Here is a 26,282-nt window from a genome sequence, read left to right as displayed (position 1 = left end):
GTACCGTGGGGACGACCGTTCTGGTGATTGCGGCCGTTCTGGTCGGCTCGAGCATGCAGCGCATCACCGGCATGGGGTTCGCCCTCGTCGCAGCCCCGTTTCTGGTGCTGCTGCTTGGGCCGGTCGATGGCGTCATCGTAGTCAACGTGTGCGGAGCGCTCACCGCGAGCATCATTTTGCTGCGCGTGTTTCGGCAGGTGGTCTGGCGGCGCTACGGCATTCTGGCGATCTGCGCTGTCATCGGCATCGTGCCGGGCTCCTACGTGCTGCAGTTCGTGCCGGCGGCCTGGCTCGAAATTTCGATCGGCGTACTCGTGATCGCCGGCCTGACCATCTCGGTCAATCTGGGCCGCGTCGTTCTGCCCGACCGAACCGGTTTTCGCGTGATAGCCGGGATGGCCAGCGGGTTTATGAACACCACTGCCGGGGTCGGCGGCCCGGCGGTGAGCATTTATGCCATCGCCACGGGGTGGCCGCAACGGTCATTCGCCGCGACCATGCAGCCGTATTTTCTCACGATCGGGCTGGTGTCCCTGGCGTCAAAGTTCGCCCTGGGATCGGCCGATCTGCCGCACCTGCCCGTGCTGGTCTGGGTGCTGATCGCGTGCGCCTGCATTGTCGGGCTTATCGTCGGCGACCGGCTGACCACGGTGATCGAGCCGCACGTGGCCCGACGCCTGCTCGTCATCGTGGCCTATCTCGGGTCGTGCGCGACCATCGTGCGCGGAGTGCTCGAGCTGCTCGCCTGACCCGACCTAGATCGTGAAGTCGACGCCCTCGACCGACACCGATTCGGAGGCGGCCGGATACGCGAGGTGATGCGCGGCATCCGTTTGCATCATTTGCTCGTCGGGATAGGTGGCCGTCACCAGAATGGGCATGTGGTCCGAGGTACCCTGCGGGAGGGTCTCGACGTTGGCGATGGTCAGCCCCATCGACGTGGCCAGATCGAAATGCCCGCGAAAGAACTTGTAGCGGGTGTAGGTGCGCGTGTCGCTGAGCGTGAGGTCGTAGCCGGATTGGTTCACCTTGTTGCCGAGTTTGCCCTGGAAGATCGGGTAGTTGTAGTCGCCGACCATGAGGGTCGGCAGGCCGGGGCCGAGGATGCTCAGTTCTTCGTGCGCGGTGCGGATCTGGTTGCGGCGCAGGGAGTTGAGCGCGGTGAGAGGAGCCGCGTGAAAGGAGGCGACGACGAGTTCACGCTGCGCCACATTGTCGATGAGGCGGGTGGCGATCAGGCGCTCGTGCGCGGGCGCGGCGACGCGGTCGTGCAGCGACTTCTTGAGCGCAAAGGTCTGCGTCTTGATCGCCGTGAAGCGGTCCCGGTTGTAGTAGATGGCCAGGCCGAGCCGGTTGCGGTGGGTCGAATCCGCCAGGTGCAGATGCCCGACCTCGGCCGGCAGATCGATGGTGTTGCATTCCTGCAGGCAGAGGATGTTGGGACTGTAACGCTCGGCCAGGGCGACGAGTTCGCCGCTGGCACGATTCTTGCGGAGGTTGTAACTAATGACCCTCATGGCACCCGTCTCAGACTTGATGGCTATGCCTCAAGCCTACGACTCTCGCCGCGGTCGAAATTGAACATCCGGGGTCTGTTGGCACATGCGCAGGTGGCATCCAGCCTGCGGTCGACCCCCGTCAGGGGCTAGCCGGCGCCGACGATGAACATGGTCGCGATGAAGACCAGACCTGCCGCCAGAAAGGTGATCGTCGTGTAGCCGAGAATGTCGCGCATCTTCAGCCCGGCAATCGCCAGCAACGGCAGCGCCCAGAACGGCTGGATCATGTTGGTCCACTGGTCACCGTAGGAGACGGCCATGATAGCCACCGACGGGTCGACGCCGAGGCGCTCGGCCGCGTCAAGCATGATCGGGCCCTGCACCGCGAACTGGCCGCCGCCGGAGGGTACGAAGAAGTTGACCAGCCCGGCCGCGAGCAGCGCCATGACGCCGAAGGTTGCCGGGGTCGACACGTTCACGAAGAAGTCGGAGAAGACGCCGATCAGTCCCGAGCCGACCATCATGCCGAGGATGCCCGCGTAAAGCGGAAACTGCAGCAGAATGTCGCCGACGTTCGACGCGGCGTCCTTGGTGAGCCGGATGAGTTCGAACGGGTTGCGCACGAGCAGAAAGATGAGCGCGAGGAACGACCAGTTCACGATGTCGAGGGTGAGTGTTCCCCCTTCGACGAAGTGGATGACGAGGTACGCCACCAGAGCGAGACCCACGATCAGGGTCAGGATGCGACTGGCATCCAGTCGGTCAGCGGGCGTCACGACACTTTCCTGCGCGACCTGCTTCTCTCGTGCATCAACCTCGAGCACGAAGACCGGGACACCCCGGCGCGGGGCGACCAGCGCCAGGGCGAGGCCCACAACCACGATCGTCGCGATAGCCGCCGTGATATTCCACGCGGAGAATGTGGTGTCGGCCAGCGAGATCGTGCGGCCGAGCTGCTCGGCCAGAAAGGAGCCCTCGGTGGCCGCGGTGAGCGGGCCCGAACCGGAATAGCCCATATGCCAGACGACAAAGCCCGAGTATCCCGCGGCGACCAGCAGGGGAAAGTGCACCGGTACACCCTTGGCCCGCAATTGAAAGGCCACCTCCTTGGCCAGCAACCCGCCGACCACGAGGCCGAGGCCCCAGGTGATAAGGCAGGCCACCGCGGCGACGGTGAACACGAAGATGTAGGCCTGCAGAGCCGTTCGCGGCACACCACCGAGCCGCACCAGCAACCGGTGCACCGGAGTCGTGTTGGCCAGAATGTGCCCGAGCAGCAGCACGAGCGCCATCTGTGTCATGAAGGCGAGCAGCCCGGCCAGGCCGTCACCCCAGCTGCGCACGACGTCGATCGGGCCGGAATCGGTGAGGAGCAGGGCGAGAACGGCCACGATCACGGTCAGCGCGATCACGAACACGAGGGCGCTCGGAATGAACCGTTCGACGAGCGAGTTGATCGGGCGCATGAACGCGGCGGCCGGGCCGGTGGCGCGTTTTTCAGTGGCAGTTGACACGAAGGTCCCCCTGAGTTGTTACAGCATTGTGGCTCAGGGCGTCTGCACTGACCATATAAACGTAGCAGTCCGGTCGTCTACTCCCCGGTCGGGGCTACCCCGACGCACGAAACGTAGACTTGTCGGGCCGCCGCGTTCCGGTGGCACAGTGAGGGAGCCGCATGACCCAGAACGACATCGTTCTCATCCGCCACGGACAGACCGAGTGGAGCATCTCGGGTCAGCACACCGGGCGCACCGACGTTCCGCTGACCGACTTTGGCCGCCAACAAGCGGATGCCCTCGGCGAGATGCTCGACGGGGAACACTTCGATCGGGTCTACTCGAGCCCGCTGGTGCGCGCCTGGGAGACCATGGAACGGGCCGGCTACGGCGGGCAGGGAGTGGCAAGCGACGACGTGCTGGAGTGGGATTACGGGGTCTATGAGGGTCGCCGCACCGCGGACATCCGCTCGGAGATTCCCGGCTGGACCGTGTGGGGCAACCCAATTGCGGGGGGCGAATCCGTTGACGAGGTGGGCGCTCGCGCCGATCTCGCCATCAAATTGTGCCTCGCCGCCGAGGGCCGGGTGGCCGTCTTCGCCCACGGACATTTTTTGCGCATCATGACCGCACGCTGGATGGGCCTGCCAGCGGCCGCCGGCAAGAGCCTGAGCCTCGGCACCGCAACTGTGTCCACCCTCGGCTGGGAGCGCGAGAACCGAGTACTGCAGATGTGGAACGACGCCTGCCACCTGAGTTCGATGGACCCCGTCGTCTAACTGGCCCCCGAATTGCCGCAAATGCCCCTAGTCTGGGGCTAGACAGATTCTATTCGTTGGAACCATTGTCGTGGGGGCGCACGAACAAACGTGCGGATTGCGCCCGGAGGGCACGACTGGTGAGGCTTGGGGGCGCTACCTGCTCGCGAGCCCGGTCAACGGGAGAACCCGATGTGCAGCATCGGCGACCACGCCCGCGCGTGGCCCTGCCCCGACCCGCATCGTGCGGGTCTTTGGAGAGGGAAAACACCATGAGTACGTTCACACAGCTTTCACCGTCGCGCAAGCGACTTCTCGGCGCCCTTGTGGTCGTCGGCATCCTTGGAGCCGGCAGCATCGGAGTCGGCGGAGCCGTCGCCGCCGAGACCACCCCGCGCGCAGCGGTCGACCTCGGCGAGGCCGGCACGTTCGCCGTGCTGTCGAAGGCGGGCATCACGGATGTCTACGCCTCGTCAGTCAGCGGCAATGTGGGCGCGAGCCCCATCACCGGCGCGGCAATTCACCTCACCTGCCCCGAGGTGACCAACGGAACCATCTACAGCGTCGACGCCGAGGGCCCCTCCTGCAAGGTGACCGACGACACCTATCTCACCGCTGCCGTCAGCGACCTCGAGATCGCGTACACCGATGCTGCCGGGCGCACCACTCCCGACTACATCAACCTGGGCGCCGGCGAAATCGGCGGCCTCACCCTCACCCAGGGCCTCTACAAGTGGGGCACCGACGTGAACATCTCCACCGACGTCACCCTCACCGGTACTTCCGATGACGTCTTCATCTTTCAGATCTCCAAGGACCTGGAACAGGCCTCCGCCCAGAGCGTGATTCTGGCCGGCGATGTTCAGGCGAAGAACGTGTTCTGGCAGGTTGCCGGTTCCGTCGCGATCGGCACGACCGCGCACTTCGAAGGCACCATTCTCAGCCACACGATGATCGCCATGAAGACCGGAGCGACCATCAACGGCCGTCTCCTGGCCCAGACGGCCGTCACCCTGCAGAGCAACACGGTCACCGCGCCCGTCGAGTAACGCAGCAAAAAGGCGCGGGTGACTCTGGTCACCCGCGCTGTGGTCGTTAACGCACCGGCACCCAGGTCCCCTTTACCCGTTCGGTGACCAGGGATGCTCGCAGCTCGGCCACGACGCGCAGGTCGGCCACCACGTGGGCGCCGATCTGGAGAGCCGACGCCGCGTCATCCGCTGTGAAACGCACGATGACCCGGGCGGCTCCCGCGACGATAGTGAGATCAGAAGCCTCCACCGTGGTGAATTCCGCGGCCGCCGCCGCGGCTCGGGGCACGACCGAAGCGGGCGCGGTTCCCGGGTGCAGGGATTCGATACTCATGGTCACGCGATAAGAAGGCATGGTTTCAGGGTACGGGTACTGCTTTACTGTACGAGTCCTCTTCCCCTCAAGTTCGGAGACCCATGACCTTCACGGCCACGATCGTTGCCCAGGTTCAGCGCACCAAGCCCGATGCCCTCTGGGCCATCGCGACCGCCCTCAGCACCAAAGTTGAGGAGGAGACCGGAGCGAACGCCTTCATCGCACTACCCGACGGCGGCCGGATTGACGTGGAGATTCCCAAGTTCGGCGAGAGCCTGCCGCTGACCATCGACGTAGTGGACGCGCGCAGCCAGGCCGAGGCGCGGGCATCCGCTCAAAATATTCTGGATCTGCTGGAGCAGTCCACCGGCTGGCAGGTCGACCACCTGCACGACTAAAGCGGATGCCCACCCGCGGCACACAGGCGCGCCGCATAAGCTCTCTGGTATGACTGAAACCACTGCCCCTGCACCGCGCATCACGATGTACGGGGCGGAGTGGTGCGGCGACTGCCGCCGTTCCAAGTCGCTGCTCGACCGCCTCGAGGTGGACTACGACTACGTGGACCTGCTGCTCGTCGAAGACGGTGCCGACCGCGCCCGCGCCATCAGCGGGCGCACCAACATTCCCGTCATCGTGTTTCCCGACGACACCCACATGGTCGAGCCGAGCGACGCCGAGGTGCGAACCAAGCTCACGCAGCTCGGCCGCCTGAGCTGACCCGACGCCGTAGCCGCCACCCCCGTGCTACTGTCAGAAATCGTAGATACCAACGGGGGTCGCACCATGCACGCAACGCTCACACCTACGACACGGCGCGTTCCCATTTCGCTGTGGATCAGCGCGGTACTTTTCGTGGTCTACAGCGCCCTCGGCGTGGCCGTAGCGCTGGCCGTGCGCACCGATGCGCTGAACATTCTCGCCCTGTTGACCGTGTCTCCACTGATGTTCGTAGGCATGGTCGTGTCCGTGGTCGACATCGTGCGCACCCGCAAGCGCGGCGACGCCGACCCGCCCTACACTCGCCTGCAGTGGGTCGGCCTCGCACTCATGGTCGCGGCGATGCCGCTCTGGATGGCCATCGCGATTGCCATCGCTTCCCTGCCCTAGACCTTCAGGCTGGAATCGATCTCGGCTTCAGTGAGCTCCTTGACCACCCGGAGCAGTTCAGGAAAGTTGCGGCCGGTGACAACCCCGCAGCAGTCTGCTCTCCAGCACAATCGGCTTCTCATAGCCGAAGAATTCTTCTGCCGTTCACACAGAACGCTGATATTTCATCAGCTTCGGGCGTAGTGTCGAGGTACTACCCCGGACCCGGTAGCGGTTTCGACCGCGACGAGCGAGGGGTTCTGATGTTTCACACGTTTCTACATCCAATAAGCGACTTCTCCGGCGGGGCATCGCCCTCCGTCGGGATAGCCCTGCCACCGATCGCCGTGATCGCCACCGGGGCCATTGATCTCGATCAACAGTTCTCGCCTCAGGTTTCGGCACTGCACGCGACCACACGATCGGCTAGCACGACGACACTTGAAGATTGGCTCGACCAGCTGCCGACGCGTGGCTGGGACGCCTGAGCGCAGTCAGGATGCCTCGGTGCGCGCAGCTGCGTCAGCGCCAGCCGAGATCGGGTGCGATCTGCTGCACGATGGTCTCGAGCAGGTGAGAGTTGTAGTCCACGCCGAGCTGGTTCGGGATGGTCACGAGCACGGTGTCGGCGTCGTGCACCGCAGCATCCGTTCGGAGCTGATCGACGATCGCGGATGGCTCCCCGACGTAGCTCTTACCGAAACGGGCCAGGCCGCCGTCGAGGTGGCCGACCTGGTCGTGGCTGCCCGCCTCCGCTTCGCGACCGAAGTAGGCCCGGTCCAGATCGCTGACGATCGGCAGGATGCTGCGGCTCACCGAAACGCGCGGCGTTCCCTCGTGCCCGGCGTCGGCCCAGGCCTGCCGGTAGATAGCGATCTGCTCGGCCTGCAGGTCTCCGAACGGCACGCCGGTGTCTTCGGTGAGCAGGGTCGAACTCATGAGGTTCATGCCCTGCTCCCCCACCCACTTGGCCGTCTTGCGGGTTCCGGCGCCCCACCAGATGCGCTCGCTGAGCCCGGGCGACTGCGGTGCAATAGCCAGCAGACCGGTGCGCCCGGTCATCTGCGGGTTGGCCGGCGCCATTCCGGCGCCGCTGATCGCGGCCCGAAAGATTGCCGTGCGCGCACGAGCGTCATCGGCGTCGCTGCTGCCCTCGGACGGAACATACCCGAACGCCTCGTAGCCACGCAAGGCGGTCTCGGGTGAACCGCGGCTGATGCCGAGTTGCAGACGCCCGTTGCTGATCAGGTCGGTGATCGCGGCTTCTTCGGCCATGTACAGCGGGTTCTCGTAGCGCATGTCGATGACGCCGGTGCCGAGCTCGATCCGGCTGGTGCGGGCCGCCATCGCGGCGAGCAGGGGAAACGGCGATGCGAACTGCGGGGCGAAGTGGTGCACGCGCACATACGCACCGTCGATTCCGAGCTCCTCGGCAGCCTGGGCCAGGTCAACCGTCTGCAACAGGGCATCGCCCGCCGTTCGCGCCTGCGATCCTGGTACCGGTTGGTAGTGGCCGAAGGAGAGGAATCCGATGCGCTTCATATTCGGTGCAGCGTTTGCACCCGCCGAGCTATTCCCTCGCGTTCAGCACCAGGGGCGCCCCCGTGTGGGGGCACCCCGGTTCTCACACCTAGCGGCGCACGATGGAGCGCAGCAGGCGCACAGCAACTGAGAGCGACGCCATGTCGTCCTGCGCGAGCGAGTTGACCTCTTCGAAGACGCTGCGCGCGCGGCCGAGCTGTTCGGCGTTGAGCGCTTCCCAGGCCAAGAGGCGGTCGTCGGCAGCACCGGCATCCGTTTCGTCGAGAACTGACCGGGTCATGTCGGCGACAGTTGAGTACAAGTCGTCGCGGAGTGCGGCGCGGGCGAGTGCCTGCCAGCGGTCCTTGCGTGGCAGCTTGGTGATGCGCTCGAGCAGGTTGTCGACACCGAAACGGTTGTAGACCGTGTAGTAGATCTCAGCGACCTCGGTGACCTGCACGTTCGCCCGAGCAGCCACCTTGGCCACGTCGAGCAGCGCGTATGCCTCGAACAGTTCGGACCAGCGACGACCGAGGTCGTCGGGCAGGCCCCATTCTCTGGCCTTTTCCTCCTGCGTTTCGAGGCGACCCCGGTCGGTGCCCTGCAGGTATTCGCCGAGGTGCTCCCGCATGAGCGCGATCTGCGGCTTGTACTTGGCGATCACCGCGCCGACAGGCATATTGCCGCCGTGGTTGACCTGCCAGCGCACCGCGCGGTCGAGCAGCCGGCGAATATCCAGGTGGATCGCCGTCCACTTCTCGGTAGGGAACGACGACGGCAGCGCATTGAGCTCGCCCACCATCGTGTCAATATCGAAGATTTCGCGCAGTGCCACGAAGGCACGCGCGATCGTCGCCTGGTTGGCCGACGTCTCTTCCATCGCGCGGAAGGCGAAGGTGATGCCGCCGAGGTTGATCATGTCGTTCGCGACGACCGTAGCGATGATTTCCCGGCGAAGCGGATGCGTGTCCAGTTCCGCATCGAACCGCTCCGACAGGTGCGTCGGGAAGTACCGGCGCAGGGTGCTGCCGAACCAGGGATCATCTGCCAGGTCGCTGTCGCGCAGCGCCGTGGCCAGTTCGATCTTGGCGTAGGCGGCGAGCACGCTCAGCTCGGGGCTGGTCAGGCCCTGGCCGCGGTCGAGGCGTTCCCTCAGTGTGGCCGTGGTCGGCAGGGCTTCCAGCTCGCGCTGGAGGTCGCCCGATTCTTCGAGCCAGTTCATGAGGCGCTCGTAGCTCGGGCTCCAGTTGTTCACGAGCACCCGGTCGTTGAGCAGCAAAATGTTCTGGTCGACGTTGTCCACCAGAACCAGACGTCCCACCTCGTCGGTCATCTCGGCCAAGAACGCGGCGCGTTCGGCCGGGTCGAGCTTGCCGGCGGCGACCATGCGGTCCACGAAGATCTTGATGTTGACCTCGTGGTCGGAGCAGTCCACCCCGGCCGAGTTATCGATCGCGTCGGTGTTGAGGATGACGCCGGCGAGCGCGGCTTCGATGCGGCCGAGCTGGGTGAAGCCGAGGTTTCCGCCCTCCCCCACGACCTTGACCCGCAGGTCGCGGCCGTCGACCCGAATCCCGTCGTTGGCCTTGTCGCCGACCTGCGCGGCCGTTTCACCGCTGGCCTTGACGTAGGTGCCGATGCCGCCGTTGTAGAGCAGGTCGGTAGGGGCAAGCAGAATGGCTCGCAACAGTTCGGGCGGGCTCAGCTGAGTGGTGCCTTCCGGCAGACCGAGCACGACCTGCACTTCGGCCGAGATCGGAACGACCTTGGCCTGACGTGGAAAGACGCCGCCGCCGGTGCTGATGAGGTCGGTGGAATAGTCAGCCCAGGACGAGCGCGGTAGTTCGAACAACCGGGCCCGTTCGTCGAAGGAGAGCGCCGGGTCGGGGTTGGGATCGAGAAAAATGTGCCGGTGGTCGAAGGCCGCGACGAGTTTGGTGTGCTTCGAGAGCAACATACCGTTGCCGAACACGTCACCCGACATGTCGCCAACGCCGACGACGGTGAAGTCTTCGGTCTGGGTGTCGACGCTGAGTTCGCTGAAGTGGCGTTTGACCGACTCCCAGGCGCCCTTGGCGGTGATGCCCATCTCCTTGTGGTCGTAGCCGACCGAGCCACCGGAGGCGAATGCGTCGCCGAGCCAGAAACCGTATTCGGCCGCGAGGCCGTTGGCGATGTCGGAGAAGGATGCCGTGCCTTTGTCGGCGGCCACGACCAGATAGCTGTCGTCGTCGTCATGACGCACCACGCGGTGCGGCGCCACAACATGCTCACCATCGGCCTCGGCGACCAGGTTGTCGGTCAAGTCGAGCAGGCCGCGGATGAATGTTTTGTAGCTGTCGATACCCTCGGCCATCCAGGCGGCACGGTCGAGGGCTGGGTCTGGGAGCTTCTTGGCGAAGAACCCGCCCTTGGCACCGGTGGGTACGATGACGGCGTTCTTGACGGTTTGCGCCTTGACCAGGCCGAGCACCTCGGTGCGGAAGTCTTCACGACGGTCCGACCAGCGCAGCCCTCCGCGGGCCACCTTGCCAAAGCGCAGGTGCACGCCCTCGACGCGCGGCGAGTACACCCAGATCTCGAACATGGGCTTGGGCGAGGGCATCTGCTCGATCTGGGAGGGGTCGAGTTTGATGCTGAGGTAGGGCTTGTACTGAAAGAAGTTCGTGCGCAGCGACGCTTCGATCAGCGTGATGAGGGTACGCAGTACGCGGTCGGCGTCGAGGGTGGCGACCTGCTCCATCGCGAGCCGCAGCTGTTCGCGCACGTCGGTGAGGCGCAGGATCCGCTCATCGTCGGCCAGGTCGGGGTCGAACCGCGCTTCAAACAGCGCCACCAGCCTTCGGGTGACGTCGGGGTTGGCGAGCAGGGCATTCGCGACGAAGCCGTAGGAGTTGGTGTTGCCGATCTGGCGCAGGTACTTGGCGTAGCTGCGCAGGATGACCACACGGTGCCAGGGCATGCCGTCTTGCAGCACGAGACGATCGAGGCTGTCGGATTCGATGGCTCCGCTGATGGCCGCGCCGAACGAGTCCGCGAGTAACGTGCCGGTCGCGACCGGGTCGACGCCGGCCGGGTAGTGCAGGCCGAGGTCGTAGAGATAGAAGCGCCGCCCGTCGGTGGTCTGAATTTCAAACGGCACCTCATCGAGTACCTCGATGCCGAGATTCTGCAGAAACGGCAAAATCTGGCTGAGGCTTTTCGGTTCGGTCATGTAGAGCTTGATGCGAGCATCTTCGCCGGGGTCACCGGCGGTTTTGGGCAGGTACACGTGCAGCCCCGGGCGGATGTGCCCCTCAGCGGATGCCCCGACCTCCGCTGCGCAGGCCTCAAACCGGGAGATGTCTTCGAGGGCATCATCGATTTCGTAGTCGACCCGGTAGTTGTCGGGAAAAGCTTCGGCCCAGATATCGGCCAACCGCTCGGCCTCTTCGACCGAGTGTGTTTCGCGAAGTTCGTCGCTGATACCCTCTGGCCACGAGCGGACGGCCATGGCCAGGCGGTGTTCCAAGGCGGCGATATCGACGGAATCCGCCGAGACATCCTTGGGCAAGCGGATGCGATAGAACAGTCGCGCGAGCGCCGATTCGGTCATGCGCGCTTCGAAGTCCAGCGACTCAGCGCTGAAGGTCTCTTGGAGCTCTTTCTCGATGCGCAGCCGCACGGCGGTGTTGTAGCGGTCACGCGGCAGGTAGACCAGGGCCGACATGAACCGACCGTAGATGTCCGGCCGCAGGAACAGGCGGGTACGACGACGTTCCTGCAGACGCTGGATGGCGAGCGACGCGGTGACCAGGTCGGGCACCTCGATCTGGAACAGCTCGTCACGGGGATAGGTTTCCATGATGCCGAGCAGGTCTTTACCGCTGTGTGACTCGAGCGGAAAACCGACCTCGGTCATGACGGCTTTGACCTTTTCGCGCAGCACCGGAACGGCCGTGACCGAGCTGGTGTAAGCGCTCGCGGCGAACAGACCGATGAAGCGCTGCTCACCGTTGACCTGGCCGGCGGCATCGAAACTCTTGATTCCGATGTAGTCGAAGTAGGCGGGACGGTGCACGGTGGAGCGGGAGTTGGCCTTCGTGATCACCAGGGCGGTGCGCTCGCGCGCTTTCTGTCGGCCGGCATCCGTTAGGTGCTGAATCTGGTGGCGGTCGTCAGCGGAACGCAGCAGACCGAGGCCGCTGCCCTCGATGAGGGTGAGCACGTCTTCGCCGTCCAGGGTCTCGAGGTTGTACTCGCGGTAGCCGAGAAACGTGAAGTTGCCCTCGTCGAGCCAGTGCAGCAACTGCTGGGTCTGGTGGAGGTCTTTGATCTGGTCGCCACCGGTGATGGTGTCGAGCGCGTTGGCGATCTGCATGGCCTTGGTGCGCATGAGCGGCCAGTCTTCGACGGCGGCACGAACGTCGCCGAGAACGGCGGCCAGCCCGGCGATGAGGCTGGCCTGTTCCTCGTCGCTCGCGCTGTCGATCTCGATGGCGATCCAGGACTCGAGGTGTGAGGCATCATCACCGGTCGCGATGAGGTGCGCGATGTTCGGCATGGCAGAGGTATCGCCGCTGGAGACACCGGCGCTGGCCGGGATTCGGTTGATGTCGACGAGATCGTTCGTCGCCTTGCTGCGGGCCACGATCAGCAGGGGGTGCACGACCAAATGGATGGCTGAGTGCTGGCGCACCAGCTCGGCCGTGACCGAGTCCACGAGAAAGGGCATGTCGTCGGTGACGATATAGACGACACTGCGACCGGATTCATTGTGAATCTCGATCGTTGCCGTCTTGGGTACTCGGCGCTGGGCGACCTGCCAGTGCTCGCGGGCCCGGGATGCAAGAAGCTCCGGGGCATAGTTCGCGGCATCTTCGTCTGTTAGATGCTCATAGTAATCATCTATGAACGTTTCGAGCGTGGGATCTGACGGGGACAGACCCGTTCGGGTGAAACCAGACGACATCGAAAAAACGCCTCCATCAAATTCATCGTCGTGCGGTACGAATCGACACGACGAAATACGTGTGCAGGGCTCCTGCGCCGGGCACGTCGGTGTGCCTCGTCGAACTCAATCATGGAGATCCCTTGCTCGCCCATCGTACCGCCGGGCCCTGCACCCGGGCTGGTCGCCGCAGAACCTGCGGCCAGCCGCGACGAAACGGCCCGTGCGTCGTCGATTCGCTCGTGACCGGGGCATAAACTGCCTAAAAGTGTTGAGCTAGTACCAGCCGACGGCCTGTGAGTGCGACCAGGCGGCGCACGGCGTTCCGTAGGACGAGGCCTTGATGTAGCCGAGGCCCCAGGCGATCTGCGTGGTGGCGTTCGTGGCCCAGTCGTTGCCGGCCGACGCCATCTTGCTTCCGGGCACCGCCTGGGGAATTCCGGTCGCGCCGCTGCTGGAGTTCATGGCCGCGTAGTTCCAGCCGGATTCCTTCTGCCAGAGACGGTCGAGGCAACTGAACTGATCCGCGCCCCAGCCGTACTGCGAAGCGGCCATGGATTGTGCGGTGGCGCGTGCACCGTCGACGGTGTTGCCTCCGGCGACAGATTGCACGCGAGCGGCTTCAGCAGCCGCCTGGGCAGCGGCTCCGGCGGCAGCAGCGGCCGCCGCAGCAGCAGCCGCAACCTCGGCGGCGACGCGGTCGACTTCAGCGGTGGCGGCAGCGACGGACGCGGTCTCAACCTTCGCCTCGGCCGTGAGCGATTCCACCTGGTCGATGGGCATGATCGCGTAGCTGGCGAGCGAGCTGGCTACCGAGGTGAGTGTGGTGGCATCCACTTTGCTCTGACTGGCAGCGATGACGACGTTGGCGGCGCTGAGCGCAGCGGATGCGTTGTCGCGAGAGATCGACTCACCGTGCGCCGCGTAGTAGTCGAGCTGGTCGCTCTGCAGGCCGGTGCTTTCGGCGAGCACGGTCGTGGCGGCGATGCTGTCTTGCCGGGCATCGGCGGACTGGGCGACGAATCCGCTGCTGGCGACGAGGCCGGCGATAACGAGCGCGGCACCGGTGGCAACGAAGATCTCATGCCGGCGGGTGCGTGGTTTACGGGGCTTGTGCTGCGTTCGAGGGGCGAGGTGGGCATGGGGCGTTTCAGTGTGTTTTGGGCGCATGTCCTTCATCTGGCGCGAATGATGGACGCTAGGTACGCCCGTTCGCTGGGTTTCGAGCCCGTGCACTTCGGGGTGGCGCGGGCGAGTTGGCCAGCATGCCCGGCCTGTTTGAAAGAAACCTCATGATTTTCTCCGAAACCCCTGATTTTCGGTTACAGGCGCTGAGCCATGGCATAATTTGCGATTTCCCACGGGCGGGGGCACGGCTGCAACCAGACAATTATGCTGATCAAAGATAAATTATTCGGCAGGATGCGATTTGACCGGCGGAGCCTTGCAGCCTACAAAAAGTCAGAATTAATCTTTCGCCGCGAGGGCGAGCAAGCGCCCCAGCGCGTGATTTTACTCGACGCGCTCCTGCTCCAGACGCACATTTCCCTCCGAGCGCTCAACGGTGTGACTGCCGACATGCTCGAGGATGGTCGCGCAAATTCTCATGCCGTCCTTGAACCGCGACAGCTCGAAATTCTCGTTGGGGGCGTGATTGTTCTGGTCAGGGTTGGCGTAGGGCACCAGAATTGAGGGAATGCCGAGAATGTCGGTGAAAACGTAGTTCGGCAGCGAGCTGCCGAGGCTGGGCACGACGAAGGGAATCACCCCGATCGCCTGCGCAACGGCGCCGGCCAGAATCGCAACGTAGGGATTGTCGAGGGCAGTACGCGAGGGGGGAATCGAGCTGAGTCGCGTCAGCCCCACCATCGGGGCATGCTGCGCCAGGTGCACCTGTAGCAGCCGAAAGATCTCGTCCGGATGCTGCCCGGGCACGAGTCGCATGTCGAGGTGCGCCCTGGCGCTGCTTGAAATAACAGTCTTCATGCCCGGCCCGGTATAACCGCTGGTCAGGCCGGTGATTGTCATCGTCGGCCGCAGCATCAAGCGTTCGTAGTAGTCGCGTCCCTCCGGCGAGGGCAGCTCCGTGATGTCGTAGTCGCTGAAGTGGTCCTTCAGATCGAGGGGCAGCCCGGCAAGATTCGCACTTTCGGCGGGCGTCGGCGGCCGCACGTCATCGAAGAAGCCCGCCACGGCAATCTCGCCACTCGGTTTCCACAGCGTGGCCAGTGCCTGAGTGAGCTGCTGCGCGGCGTCGGGCAGCAGACCGCCAAGGCTGCCCGCGTGCGCATCCCGATTCGCCCCGCGTGTACACAGCTCGACGCCGAGCTGCCCGCGAGTGCCGAGCACGAGCTGCGGCATGCCGCTGCGATGCACGGGGCCATCCGAGGTTATGGCCAGATCAGCCGCCAGAAGATGACGATTTTCTCGCACGAGTTCGGCCAGGTGCGGGCTGCCGATCTCTTCTTCTCCCTCGATGAGCACCTTGACGTTCACCGGCAGCTCGCCGTGTGCAGCCAGCGTCGCCCGGAGAGCCCAGAGCTGCGCGAGGTGCTGGCCCTTGTTGTCACTGGTGCCGCGCCCGTACATGCGACCGTCGCGAATGGTCGGCTCGAACGGGTCACCCTGCCAGTGCGCGCTGGTTTCGGCCGGTTGCACATCGTAGTGCCCATAAATGAGCACCGTCGGTCGCCCGGGGTCGACGATGCATTCGCCGTACACAGCCGGCGGCCCAAAACCCTCGATCAGGTGCGTGCGCAGACCACTCCCGCACACGCTGTGCTGCACGGCCTGGGCGCACAGGGCCAGGTCCTCCGTCGGCGAAGCGCTGACGCCAGCGATACCAACGAGGTAGGCGAGTTCTTCGAGCGCGGCACCGAATCCGGCATCGATGTGGGCGTAAACATCGTCAATGCTCACGGTGTCGCCGGCCCGAAGACTGGCACCGGCGCCTGCCCCTGCCGTGATCGCCAGCCGACCTGCACCGGGCTGCCGATTCGGCAGGCTTCCCCGGTGAGGTTGGTCAGCAAGCGCGGCCCCTCCTCGAGCTGTACGACCGCCACAACGTACGGGGTCACCAGCCCGAGTTCCGGCGCGGCCTTCAGATGCACGGTGGTCTGCGAATAGACCGTTCCCCGGCCGCTCGCCGCGACCCATCCGATGTCATCGCTGTCGCAGGCGAGGCAGAAGGGACGCGGATAGAACTGATACTGACGGCAGGCTCCGCATTGCTGGATCACGAGCTGTTCCTTGCTGGCGGCCTCCCAGAAATGAGCGGTCGTGGGGTCGGCCCAGTCGAACAGTGACTCAACCACGAACCAACACCGCCGTCGCTGCCGTGGAGAAGAGTCCGCCAATGCCATGCACTAGTCCGACCGTCGCACCGGGCACCTGCCGCGCTCCGGCCTGGCCGCGGAGCTGCCGCACCGCTTCGATAACCAAGAGGATGCCCAGCGCCCCCGGATGACAATACGACAACCCTCCCCCCGAGGTGATCGAGGGGAGACTGCCGGTGATGCTCAGATTGCCCTCCTGCACAAACGCGCCGGCGTCACCGCGCCCGCAGAACCCGACGTCTTCGAGCGCGAGCAGCACGCTGATCGTCGACGCATCATAGGGCTCGAAGACGTCGATATCGGCGTGCCCAACCTCCGCCATCTGCAGCGCGGCACGAGCGGCCGCGACCCCCGGCGAGGCCTCAAGACTCGGCAGCTGCGGAATATGCCACTGCCTCGCGCTCTCCCCGGTGCCGGCCACTCGAATCGGCGTATTCGCCGAATCCCGGGCACGGTCCCCGGTCGTCAACACGATGGCACCGCCGCCATCGGTGACCAGGCAGCAGTCCAGGCGACGAAGCGGAGCACAGATCAGGCGCGACTCGAGCACATCGTCAATGGTGAGCCGATCACGCTTCCAGGCCTTGGGGTTCAGGCCCGCCCACTGCCGTGCGGTCACGGCCACGGACGCCAGCTGCTCGGGTGTGGTCCCGTACTCGTACATGTGTCGGGCCGCGAGCAGCCCGAACTGGCCCATCGGGGCCGGCAGACCATACGGCTGTTCAAACTGGGGCGACGTTGCCTTCTCATTCCAGTGATTGAGCTTGCGAGTGGCGCGGGTGCGCTGCCGGGACGCGTACACGATCAGGGCGACCCGGCAGCGTCCGGTCTGCAGGGCGGCCGAGGCATGACCGAGAAAAGCCACGAAGGCGGCTCCGCCGAGATCGCTGGAGTCGGAGTAACTCGGCTGGATTCCGAGATACTCCCCGACCTGCACCGTGCCCTCCTCGCCGAGGTAGTTCACAAACAACCCGTCGACATCACGCAGGGTCAGGCCGGCATCGGCGAGCGCTTCCCTGGCTGCGAGCGCAATCATCGACAGCTCGGAATGGTCTCGTACTTCGCCCAGTGGCGCTTCGGCTACCCCCGAGATGAATACCTCACGGTCAGGTCCTGTCATCAACATTGCGTAACCCCTCGGCGAGCATCGACGGACATTTCTATTCATCATATAGACATGTCATCTATCCAGGGATACAGTTTGAGAAATTCCACGACGCACGAAACACCGACCCACCCGAACCGGGCGACACGGAAAGCGACACCATGACCGCAGACTCACCTTTCATCACCTCGCCGGTCTCCTACGCGCAGCGCATTGCTGACCTCGCCGCCGAACGCGGCGAGCGCACCGCGCTCATTTTCGTCGCCCCCGACGGCAGCGAGAATTGCCTCAGCTGGGCAGAGCTCGATACGCGCGCCAATCAGATGGCACGCCTACTGGCGGGCTACGGCGTTGGCCCGACGACCCTGCTGGCAATCTGCCTGCCCACCCGCGCCGAACACATTGTCGCCGCCATCGCCGCCTGGCGACTCGGCGCCTGCACGCTCCCGTTGTCGCCGCAGATGCCGGAGCGGGAACGTCGCGAAATTCTCGCGGTGAGTGAATCGTGGCGTACCACCGTCATGCTCGTGGAACACGAGGGGCAGTATCCCGGCGATATCTCACTCGACGAGCTTTCGGCACTCGACACCGTTGACGCATCAGCGCTACCAGCCATCACCGCGTGGCCGGGAAAGGCGATCTGCTCCGGAGGCTCCACCGGCCGCCCCAAAATCATTCTCGACGACCGACCGTGGCAGAAGATCCCCGGCCAGGGCAGTTCCCTGCACCGGTTCGGCCTGCGCGCCGACCAGACCCAGCTAATCACCGGCCGGCTGTATCACAACATCTCCTTCAGCCTCACGCACAACGGTCTCTTCGAGGGACACACGGTGATTCTGCTGGAAAAGTTTGATGCCGCCCTCACCGTGTACGTCATCGAGCGGCACCGGGTCACTTTTCTCGCCATGGTACCCATCATCATGCAGCGCATCGCTCGACTGCCCGATGTACTCACCCGCGACTTCTCCAGCATCGACGCCTTCTATCACAGCGGCGCGGTCTGCCCGGTGTGGGTCAAACGCGTCTGGTTGGAGCTGGTCGAACCGGCGAAACAATACGACTGTTATGGCGGCGCGGAGGGCACCGGAGTCGTCGCTATTCGCGGCGACGAGTGGATGCTCCGCGAGGGTAGCCTGGGCCGGCCGGTTGACACGCGACTGAGCATCCGGGACAGCGCCGGGGCTCCGCTGCCGGCCGGCGAGATCGGGGAGATCTTCACCGGGCCAGAGGGCGCCCCCATGACGTTCCGGTATCTCGGCGCCGAACCACCGGCATCCACTTCCGACGGACTGGTCACGCTGGGAGATCTCGGCTGGCTCGACGACGACGGCTACCTCTATCTGGCTGATCGACGGGTCGACCTGATCATCACCGGCGGCGCCAATGTGTACCCCGCCGAAGTCGAGGGGGTGCTCTCGGAACACCCCGGCATCGCAGACGCCGTGGTGATCGGCGTCGACGACGACGAGTGGGGCAAACAGGTCTACGCCATCCTGCTGCCCACCGACCCGGGCGCGCCGCCCGACGTCGACGAGCTGCGGGCATTCTGCCGGGAACGCCTCGTCCCCTACAAGGTGCCGAAAACCTTCGAGTTCGTCAGTACGAACTTCCGCGACGAATCGGGCAAGATGCGCCGATCGGCGCTGGCGAGCGATCGCAACCAGCGCCAGGCATCCGCTCTGGTTCCAGCCTCCGGAAACGACCTCTCATGACCACCCAGTTGCGCGCCCTGATCAATGCCCGGCTCATCGACGGCACCGGCGGCCCGGCCCGCGAGCGGTCGACCGTGATCATCGACGGCGAACGGATCGTCGAGGTGACCGAAGACCGACCGCTTCCCGTCACGGTCGAGGTCGTCGACCTGGGCGGCGCCACGCTGATGCCCGGCCTCATCGACTGCCATACCCACCATGCTGCCTGGGCGCAGAGCCTTGTCACCCATCCGGAACCGCTGGGACTGCTGATGTCCCAAACGGTGGCCGCCCTGAAGACGACCGTGGAGGCGGGAATCACCACGGCACGGGACCTCGGCGGTCTGGAACGGGGCTTCGTTCTGGCCGTAGACCGCGGCGTCATTCCTGGTCCGCGTTTGCAGACCTCGCTGATCATCGTGTCGCCGACCAACTCCCTGATGGATGCCCACCCGGTGTCGGGCGGCGCGATCACGTCCCGCGGACGCTACGAGATTCTGCCCGGCCTTCCCGAACCCTGGTGCGACGGTCCGGTGGCCGCGCGGGCCAAGGTGCGGGAAGTTATTCGTATGGGTGCCGACGTCATCAAAGTGGCGATGACCGGCAGCATGACCTTCGCGGCACGCCGCCCGAACCGCCCGCTGTTCACCCCTGAAGAACTCGCTGCGATCGTGGACGAGGCCCATCTGGAGGGAATCCCGGTGTGCGCGCACGCCCACGGCGATCCCGGCGCGATCCTCGCGGTGCGTGCCGGCGTTGACACGATCGAGCACGGAACCTATCTGACCGAGGAGTGCGCGCGCGAAATGGCTGATCGGGGCACATGGTATGTTCCAACAATGTGCATCTCTAACTGGCACAGCACCCTCTCCCAGGAAAGTGTGCGAGCCCACACCATTGACATGCCGGCGCGCCATCGCGAAAGCCTTGCTCTGGCCGTTCGATTCGGCGTGCGCATCGCTGCTGGCACCGACACCAACCCGTTCCACGGCTTCGGCCGCACCGGCATGGAACTAGAGCTTCTGGTCGAGGCCGGTATGACCTCGGCCGAAGCGATCAGGGTCGCCACGGACCAGTCCAGCCAGTGCATGGGCGTTTCAGCCGACGTTGGCACGGTTGCCGCGGGAAAATTCGCCGACCTGCTCATTGTCGACGGCGACCCGCACCGGGACATCCGCTTGTTGCAGGATGTGAAACGTCGCACCGCCGTGTTGAAAGGCGGCCAGTTTATGAGCGGTTCGCTCCTCTCTATAGCGGATGCCCACAGTCGCCACACAATGGCGGTCACCGCATGACGGCCCACGCCACGGACGATCCGGAGACCTCGGCCGCCCCAACCGCAGTTGCACCAGCCGGCCCCGCCACCGATTACATGATCGGGCCGGTCGCTGCGGCCCTCGATATCATGCTCGAGTTCGAGAACGGGCAACAAGAGCTGCGCGTCGCCGACATCGCCCGCCGAGTTGGCGTGACCCGCAACAAGGCGTTTCGTCTGATCAAAACCCTCGAATCGCGCGGCTTTCTGCAACGCACCGGCGACCACTACCGGGTGGGCAGTCGATTGCTCACCCTCGGCGAGATGGCAGCGCAGCCAATCGAAGCGTTGCGGGCCGCCGCGCAGCCCGAGATGGAAATGTTGCATGCCGCGACCAATGAAACGATCTACCTGCTGGCTCCGGTCGGCAACGAGGCGATCTGTATCTCCCGCATTGAGAGCACCCACTCTCTGCGCATCTCGGTCGACGTCGGCACCAAACGACCGCTGGATTCGGGGGCCGGGCAGAAAATGCTGCTCTCGGGTCAGGACGAGCAACGCCTGAGCCAGGTGCTCAGCCACCGGGGGCCGGCTTTCACCGAACACACCATCACCGGCGAGGCCGAGTTGCGCCAAGAACTACAGGAGATTGGCCGACGCGGTTACAGCCTCAGTCTCGGTGAGGTCGACGCCGGGGCCGGTGCCGTCGCCGCGCCCGTCTGCGATTATTCGGGCGAAATGATCGCGGCTCTGGCCCTAGGGGGGGCCATGTCGCGGGTGTCAGGCAATCTCGAGGGCGCCTGGAAAGATTTGGTCGTCAGCGCTGCCCACCGAATTTCTACAAGGCTCGGCTTCCACCGACCTTAGCGACGCTTCTGCCAACACCACCAGCGCGGGCCGCCGTGCCGCAGCTTCGCTGCGGTGGCTTCAGTGACCCGCGGGTCAATCGTCAGCCCCGCACGCTCGCCGAAGTAATCAACAGATATACCAAATGTCTATACAGTGATTCACTACCATGATACGCTCAGCCCCAACTTGTTGGAAACGAGAGTGGGCCGGGCAGCATAACAAACCACATTTCCAGCAGGCGCGTTGAGTTCAGCCCAATCAACTACAGCAATGGAGTACCGACAATGAAGCGTATCCAGGTCGCGAAAACCCTCTGCCTAGCCCTCTCCGTCTCGCTCTTAGCCGGCTGTAGCGCAGCCGTCAAACCGGAGGAACCGGCAGCATCCACTCTGATGGACCAGGCCATTCACGATGCCCTTCCCCAGGACATTCAGGACGCTGGTGAGTTCACGGTCGTCACGAGTGGCGCAAACCCGCCGTGGTGGGTCACGACGCCCGGAAAAACCGGTGAGTACACCGGTGCCGGCGCCGAACTGATGGATGCCATCGCCGAAGTGATGGGTGTAGAGGCCAAGATCGCGACCGTGCCGGACATTTCCGGAGCGTTCGCCGCGATCAGCGCCAAACGTTACGCCTTCGGCTTCTTTCCCTACGCTGACTCGGTCGGGGGACCGAAGGAACGCCCAGGTGCCGAATTCGTTGACGTTTTGCAGGAGGTCGTGCCTTTTTTGGTCGAAAAGGGCAACCCCAAGAACGTCACCAACATGGACGAGCTGTGTGACGTCACCGTGGCCGCGCTCGCCAACGCTGCAACCTATAAGGTTGCCGAGGCTCAGGCAGTGAAGTGCCAGGAGCAGGGCAAAGACCTCACGGTGCTGAGCGTCGCGAGCGTTCCCGACGGCGTGCTGGCGCTGAGATCGGGACGAACGGATGCCTTCTTCACGGGTGGAGCCTCGCTGTTCTACGCGGCCAAGGAATCGAACGGCGAGTTGGAGGTCGTCGGCGACGAGTTCTCGAACGGGTTCGCCGGTCAGTTCATGGGTGCATTGCTCCCCAAGGGCTCCGAACTCTCCGCCCCCCTGCTCGCGAGCTTTCAAGTGCTCTTCGACAATGGTGACTACGAGAAGATCATGACCAAGTACGGCCTCGATCGCGAACTCATCGACCAGCCCGGCATCAACCTGTACGCCGATTGGCTCGTCGAGAACCCGCAGTAGTCATGGCAACTCTGCCGAGTAACCAGACCGACCTCGAGCTCCCGGTCACGCACCACCCCGTGGACGTAGCCCGGGCGTTGTCACCAAGGCGCCCCGCCACCTGGGTGCTTTCCATCATCACCGTGGTCGTCGCCGCACAACTCGTGCACCTGCTGTTGACGAACCCCAACTTTGAATGGGACGTTGTCGCGCAGTACCTCAACAGCGAAACCGTGCTTCAGGGCGTCGTCATGACTCTCTTTCTCACAGTGACAGCGATGACAATCGGTCTGGTTCTCGGCGGCATTCTGGCGGTGTGCCGCTTGTCGGACAACACCCTCCTGCGCGCGCTCGCCTCGTCGTACATCTGGTTCTTCCGGGGTACACCGCAGCTCGTACAACTGATTTTCTGGTTCAACATCGGCTTACTCGTGCCGGTCCTGAGCATCGGCATACCGTTCGGTCCGACCTTCGCCTCGATCGAGTCCAACACCCTGGTGACACCACTGCTGGCAGCTATCGTGGGTTTGGGCCTGCACGATGCCGCGTACCAGGCGGAGATCTATCGCGCCGGGCTGATCTCGGTGGACGAGGGGCAGCTTGAGGCCGCCAAGGCCCTGGGCATGAAGCCGATGCGGGTCTTCTTTCGAATCCAGCTGCCGCAGGCGATGAGATTCATTGTTCCTCCCACCTTCAACTCCATCATCGCGCTGGTCAAAGGCACGTCCCTGGTCAGTGTGATCGGGGGTGCCGAGTTGTTGTTCTCGGTCAAGGAGATCTACAGCCAGACCTACCAGACGGTGCCGCTGCTGATCGTCGCGAGCATCTGGTACCTGTTCATCACGACGGTGCTCAACGGCGTGCAATTCTTCATTGAGCGTCACTACGGCCGGGGTTCCAGCCGCAACGGCAGCTCCTCCCCCGTCGCGCGTTTTCTCGATCGACGGGCCGCCGAACGCAATTTGAATCGAGGGATGGAATCATGACGCAGCCCATTCTGCGCATCAGCGGATTGCGCAAACAATTCTCTGGAGTCGAGGTGCTCAAGGGCATCGACCTCGAGGTGCGGGTCGGCGAGACCGTCGCGATTCTCGGCTCGTCGGGGTCGGGCAAATCCACGCTGCTGCGCTGTGTGAACTGCCTCGAGGTTCCCAGCGGCGGGTCGATCTGGTTGGGCGACGAGCTGATGGGCTACCGGCAGGAGTCCGGCAGGGCCGTGCGTCGGCTCACCGAAAGCCAGATTGCCGTGCAGCGTCGCAAAGTGGGAATGGTTTTTCAGAACTTCAACTTGTTTCCACACTGGACCGTTCTGCAGAACATTGCCGACGGACCGCGCTCAATTCTCAAGCTGAGCAAGGCCGAGGCCATCGAACGCAGCATGACGCTGCTGACCCGGGTCGGCCTGGCCGACCGCGCTCATGCCTATCCGCGCCAGTTGTCCGGAGGGCAGCAGCAGCGCGTCGCCATCGCTCGGGCCCTGGCCCTCGAACCCGCCGTGCTTCTGTTTGACGAACCGACCTCGGCCCTCGACCCGGAGAACGTCGGCGAAGTCACCGACGTCATGGCTGCCCTGGCGGCCAGCGGTGCCACCATGCTCGTGGTGACCCACGAGCTCGGCTTCGCCCGGGCCGCAGCCGATCGAGTTGTCTTCATGGACGGGGGCGTCATTTTGGAGCAGGGAACCCCGACCGAGGTGTTCGACCATTCGCAGCAAGCGCGCACCCGGGAGTTCATGCGCAAAACCCTGGTCTGATTCGACAAGTCTCCTGCGGCGGCTCACACTAGAACCACCAGTCAGTCGCATTCAAAGGAGAAGCCGTGACCGTGCTCGCCGACGCCCGTGAACTTGCCCCAGACATCACCGACCTGCGCCACCGGCTGCACCAGGAACCCGAAATCGGGCTCGACCTGCCGCGCACCCAGGAGAAGGTGCTCGAGGCTCTCAGCGGTCTGCCGTACGAGATCAGTCTCGGTACCGACACCACCTCGGTGACGGCGGTGCTGCGCGGAACCGGCAGCGGGGCATCCGCTTCACGGCCTGTGGTGTTGCTGCGCGGCGATATGGACGCGCTGCCCGTGCAGGAACGCACCGGGCTGGAGTTCACCTCGCGCATTGACGGTGCCATGCACGCCTGCGGACACGACCTGCACACGGCCATGCTGGTGGGCGCGGCGACGTTGCTCGCGCACCATCGAGATCAGCTTGCCGGTGACGTGGTGCTCATGTTCCAGCCGGGCGAGGAAGGCTACGACGGTGCGGGTGTGATGATTCGCGAGGGCATCCTCGACGCTGCCGGGCGCCGTGCCGACGCAGCCTATGGCTTGCACGTCATGTCGGCCGGCGCGCCCAACGGGCAGTTCATGAGTCGCGCGGGCACCCTGATGTCGGCCAGCGATGGCCTCACGGTGACGGTACACGGAGCCGGCGGGCACGGTTCGGCGCCGCATCAGGCGCAGGATCCGGTGACGGTGATCGCCGAGATGGTCACAGCTTTGCAGGTGCTGGTGACTCGCCAGTTCGACATGTTCGACCCGGTGGTGCTCTCGGTCGGGGTGCTGCAGGCGGGCACCAAGCGCAATATCATTCCCGATTCGGCGCGGTTGGAGGCGACGGTGCGTTCCTACACGCCCGAGTCGCGGGCCAAGCTCGCGCGCGTCGTACCGCGACTGCTTCAAGGCATCGCGGCCGCGCACGGCCTGGAGGTGACGGTGGACTACGTCACCGAATATCCACCGACCCGTACCGACGCGGGCGAGACCAGCCGGGCCGAGCGTGTGGTGGGCGAGCTCTTCGGTGGCGAGCGTTTCACGCGCATGATCAACCCGCTGGGCGGCTCCGAGGACTTCTCGCGCGTGTTGCAGCAGGTGCCGGGAACCTTCGTGTTTCTCTCGGCGGTGCCGCGACAAGCGGATGCCCAGGCCGCCGCGTTCAACCACTCCCCCACAGCGACCTTCGACGACGATGTGTTGGCCGACGGCACCGCCTTGTATACGCAGTTGGCGCTGTCGCGGATGGCTGAGCTGGCAGGCTGAAGCATGCCACTGCTCGCCCGTTGTTGCACACATGCCACGGATCAGCGTCACGACACGGCACCAAAGTTCACCCAGTTCGCGGGGAGGCGCATGTCGGTTGCGCGTGCTTAGGTAGATTCAGAAGCAAATTTTTGGAGAGTAAGACAATTCATAATTTCACACTGAACAGCGCCAGCACGATAACCGATATTGCATATGCAGAGCCCCGCGAAGACGCGGGCTACACCACTCGTCACGACGGAAGGACAAAATGAGCGTTCCACGGCTCTACCTCTCTGTCAACGGATGCCTCTGCCCCCGTTTGGAACCCGACCCGGCCTGGGGCGATGTGGCCAAAGCCTCGATCAGTGTCGAGCACGGCGACGGTCACGCCTCCACTCGGAATGTGCACTGGGCGCCCCGCCTGATCACGGCGCTCGACTCCCTGCTGATGCAATACGGCGTCGAGCTGGTCTGGCTCACCTCCTGGAACGAGCTGGATGCCACCCGGCAACTGCTCGTACCCGAGCTGCACGGGCTGTCCGGCGGACGCATGCTCGACGTCACGACTCCGCCGAAAAATCCCGGCCAGACGGATGGCGAGACGGGACTTTGGAAGTCGCAGCGCATTGAAGAAGATCAAAGCGTGCCGGCACCGTTCATCTGGATCGATGATGCCGACGTGCAACTTCACGGCGACAAGGTGCTCAGCGCCACTCACGAGACGCCATCGCTGCTCATTCCGCCGCGCTCCGAAGTGGGCCTCACCGTCGACGACATAGCCCGGATGCGCACCTGGCTCGAGCAACTGCCCACCTGACAGCCCTTCTTAAAGGGGGAATATCCCGCCAAGCCTTCCGCCGTGACTGGGCACGGCTCTGCTAGGTGCGCCAGGGTGGTTCGGGGTTGGTGGTGTTGGCGCGGTGGCTGTGGGCGGGGCGCCAGGTTTGGGTGGGGTCCCAGAGTAGGGGTCCGCGTACTTGGGGTCGGCTGTTGATCATGCGGATTTTCCATCCGCTGGTGTCGATGGTGTGGTGGTGGAACCAGCAGAGGAGGGTGCCGTTGTCGATGTCGGTGCGGCCGTGTTGTTGCCAGGGGATGACGTGGTGGGTTTCGGTCCAGCGGGCGGGGATGGTGCAGCCGGGGATGATGCAGCCTCCGTCGCGGGCGGTGATGGCGGCGCGTTGTTTGGGGGGGGA

General features: G+C 64.5%; 24 protein-coding genes. 14 read left to right on the top strand and 10 right to left on the bottom strand.

The window, feature by feature from the left end:
- The first annotated feature begins 5 nt into the window (after positions 1–5).
- Entirely contained in the window at positions 6–749 is a 744-nt protein-coding gene (locus tag BLS91_RS11230; protein ID WP_092340822.1) for a sulfite exporter TauE/SafE family protein, read from the top strand.
- 6 nt (positions 750–755) lie between these two features.
- On the opposite strand, the gene BLS91_RS11225 is transcribed toward BLS91_RS11230, so the two are convergent.
- Positions 756–1,517, bottom strand: coding sequence for an endonuclease/exonuclease/phosphatase family protein (locus BLS91_RS11225; RefSeq protein ID WP_134505287.1), 762 nt, complete (start codon positions 1,515–1,517; stop codon positions 756–758).
- 128 nt (positions 1,518–1,645) lie between these two features.
- Positions 1,646–2,965: a short-chain fatty acid transporter gene (locus tag BLS91_RS11220; protein WP_092341086.1), complete on the bottom strand. Its 1,320-nt coding sequence runs from the start codon at positions 2,963–2,965 to the stop codon at positions 1,646–1,648.
- A 209-nt stretch (positions 2,966–3,174) separates the two neighbouring features.
- Between BLS91_RS11220 and BLS91_RS11215 the strand changes: the two genes are divergently transcribed.
- Together BLS91_RS11215 and BLS91_RS11210 are read left to right on the top strand one after the other, a co-directional pair.
- Complete coding sequence (locus BLS91_RS11215; RefSeq protein WP_092340821.1) at positions 3,175–3,774, top strand: histidine phosphatase family protein; 600 nt, start codon at positions 3,175–3,177, stop codon at positions 3,772–3,774.
- Positions 3,775–4,025: 251 nt separating this feature from the next.
- Complete coding sequence (locus tag BLS91_RS11210; protein WP_092340820.1) at positions 4,026–4,802, top strand: ice-binding family protein; 777 nt, start codon at positions 4,026–4,028, stop codon at positions 4,800–4,802.
- 46 nt (positions 4,803–4,848) lie between these two features.
- Here BLS91_RS11210 and BLS91_RS11205 read toward each other — a convergent pair whose 3' ends face one another.
- The gene (locus BLS91_RS11205; protein ID WP_134505286.1) at positions 4,849–5,139 is read right to left on the bottom strand and encodes a hypothetical protein; all 291 of its coding nucleotides are present in this window, start codon (positions 5,137–5,139) and stop codon (positions 4,849–4,851) included.
- 62 nt (positions 5,140–5,201) lie between these two features.
- Between BLS91_RS11205 and BLS91_RS11200 the strand changes: the two genes are divergently transcribed.
- The 3 genes from BLS91_RS11200 to BLS91_RS11190 all read left to right on the top strand — a co-directional run bounded on the left by BLS91_RS11200 (position 5,202) and on the right by BLS91_RS11190 (position 6,210).
- Complete coding sequence (locus BLS91_RS11200) at positions 5,202–5,498, top strand: hypothetical protein (protein WP_092340818.1); 297 nt, start codon at positions 5,202–5,204, stop codon at positions 5,496–5,498.
- Between the two features lie 49 nt (positions 5,499–5,547).
- Positions 5,548–5,820: a glutaredoxin family protein gene (locus tag BLS91_RS11195; protein ID WP_092340817.1), complete on the top strand. Its 273-nt coding sequence runs from the start codon at positions 5,548–5,550 to the stop codon at positions 5,818–5,820.
- Positions 5,821–5,886: 66 nt separating this feature from the next.
- The gene (locus BLS91_RS11190; protein WP_092340816.1) at positions 5,887–6,210 is read left to right on the top strand and encodes a hypothetical protein; all 324 of its coding nucleotides are present in this window, start codon (positions 5,887–5,889) and stop codon (positions 6,208–6,210) included.
- A 501-nt stretch (positions 6,211–6,711) separates the two neighbouring features.
- On the opposite strand, the gene BLS91_RS11180 is transcribed toward BLS91_RS11190, so the two are convergent.
- The 6 genes from BLS91_RS11180 to BLS91_RS11155 all read right to left on the bottom strand — a co-directional run bounded on the left by BLS91_RS11180 (position 6,712) and on the right by BLS91_RS11155 (position 17,101).
- The gene (locus BLS91_RS11180) at positions 6,712–7,731 is read right to left on the bottom strand and encodes an LLM class flavin-dependent oxidoreductase (RefSeq protein ID WP_092340814.1); all 1,020 of its coding nucleotides are present in this window, start codon (positions 7,729–7,731) and stop codon (positions 6,712–6,714) included.
- Positions 7,732–7,819: 88 nt separating this feature from the next.
- Positions 7,820–12,661, bottom strand: coding sequence for an NAD-glutamate dehydrogenase (locus BLS91_RS11175; protein ID WP_092340813.1), 4,842 nt, complete (start codon positions 12,659–12,661; stop codon positions 7,820–7,822).
- 255 nt (positions 12,662–12,916) lie between these two features.
- The gene (locus BLS91_RS20335; protein ID WP_174774975.1) at positions 12,917–13,810 is read right to left on the bottom strand and encodes an aggregation-promoting factor C-terminal-like domain-containing protein; all 894 of its coding nucleotides are present in this window, start codon (positions 13,808–13,810) and stop codon (positions 12,917–12,919) included.
- A gap of 342 nt (positions 13,811–14,152) precedes the next feature.
- Positions 14,153–15,559, bottom strand: coding sequence for a M20/M25/M40 family metallo-hydrolase (locus BLS91_RS11165; RefSeq protein WP_159433851.1), 1,407 nt, complete (start codon positions 15,557–15,559; stop codon positions 14,153–14,155).
- On the bottom strand, positions 15,556–15,954 hold the full coding sequence (locus BLS91_RS11160) for a Zn-ribbon domain-containing OB-fold protein (RefSeq protein WP_159433850.1): 399 nt from the start codon (positions 15,952–15,954) through the stop codon (positions 15,556–15,558). Before BLS91_RS11160 ends, BLS91_RS11165 begins: the two co-directional genes overlap by 4 nt.
- Complete coding sequence (locus BLS91_RS11155) at positions 15,947–17,101, bottom strand: acetyl-CoA acetyltransferase (RefSeq protein WP_092340810.1); 1,155 nt, start codon at positions 17,099–17,101, stop codon at positions 15,947–15,949. Before BLS91_RS11155 ends, BLS91_RS11160 begins: the two co-directional genes overlap by 8 nt.
- Before the next feature lie 140 nt (positions 17,102–17,241).
- On the opposite strand from BLS91_RS11155, the gene BLS91_RS11150 reads away from it, so the two are divergent.
- From BLS91_RS11150 to BLS91_RS11115, 8 genes are all read left to right on the top strand, one after another.
- A complete protein-coding gene (locus tag BLS91_RS11150) occupies positions 17,242–18,792 on the top strand; it encodes an AMP-binding protein (protein WP_092340809.1) in 1,551 nt (516 codons plus the stop codon).
- A complete protein-coding gene (locus tag BLS91_RS11145) occupies positions 18,789–20,066 on the top strand; it encodes a metal-dependent hydrolase family protein (protein WP_092340808.1) in 1,278 nt (425 codons plus the stop codon). The genes BLS91_RS11150 and BLS91_RS11145 overlap by 4 nt, the downstream gene beginning before the upstream one ends.
- A complete protein-coding gene (locus tag BLS91_RS11140; protein WP_092340807.1) occupies positions 20,063–20,893 on the top strand; it encodes an IclR family transcriptional regulator in 831 nt (276 codons plus the stop codon). The genes BLS91_RS11145 and BLS91_RS11140 overlap by 4 nt, the downstream gene beginning before the upstream one ends.
- Positions 20,894–21,159: 266 nt before the next feature.
- A complete protein-coding gene (locus tag BLS91_RS11135) occupies positions 21,160–22,092 on the top strand; it encodes a transporter substrate-binding domain-containing protein (protein ID WP_092340806.1) in 933 nt (310 codons plus the stop codon).
- A gap of 2 nt (positions 22,093–22,094) precedes the next feature.
- Positions 22,095–23,057, top strand: a complete 963-nt coding sequence (locus tag BLS91_RS11130; RefSeq protein ID WP_092340805.1) for an amino acid ABC transporter permease — start codon at positions 22,095–22,097, stop codon at positions 23,055–23,057.
- Positions 23,054–23,824: an amino acid ABC transporter ATP-binding protein gene (locus tag BLS91_RS11125; RefSeq protein ID WP_092340804.1), complete on the top strand. Its 771-nt coding sequence runs from the start codon at positions 23,054–23,056 to the stop codon at positions 23,822–23,824. The genes BLS91_RS11130 and BLS91_RS11125 overlap by 4 nt, the downstream gene beginning before the upstream one ends.
- Positions 23,825–23,889: 65 nt before the next feature.
- A complete protein-coding gene (locus tag BLS91_RS11120; protein WP_092340803.1) occupies positions 23,890–25,104 on the top strand; it encodes a M20 metallopeptidase family protein in 1,215 nt (404 codons plus the stop codon).
- Positions 25,105–25,354: 250 nt separating this feature from the next.
- Entirely contained in the window at positions 25,355–25,903 is a 549-nt protein-coding gene (locus tag BLS91_RS11115) for an HAD domain-containing protein (protein WP_104088627.1), read from the top strand.
- Positions 25,904–25,964: 61 nt separating this feature from the next.
- Here BLS91_RS11115 and BLS91_RS11110 read toward each other — a convergent pair.
- The coding region (locus BLS91_RS11110; RefSeq protein WP_139165818.1) for an HNH endonuclease signature motif containing protein at positions 25,965–26,282 on the bottom strand (318 nt) is incomplete at its 5' end.

Source organism: Cryobacterium flavum (assembly GCF_900103805.1).
Classification (GTDB): Bacteria; Actinomycetota; Actinomycetes; order Actinomycetales; family Microbacteriaceae; genus Cryobacterium; species Cryobacterium flavum.
Note: the sequence above shows the minus strand (reverse complement) of the source record. Positions and strands in the feature narration are given on the sequence as shown.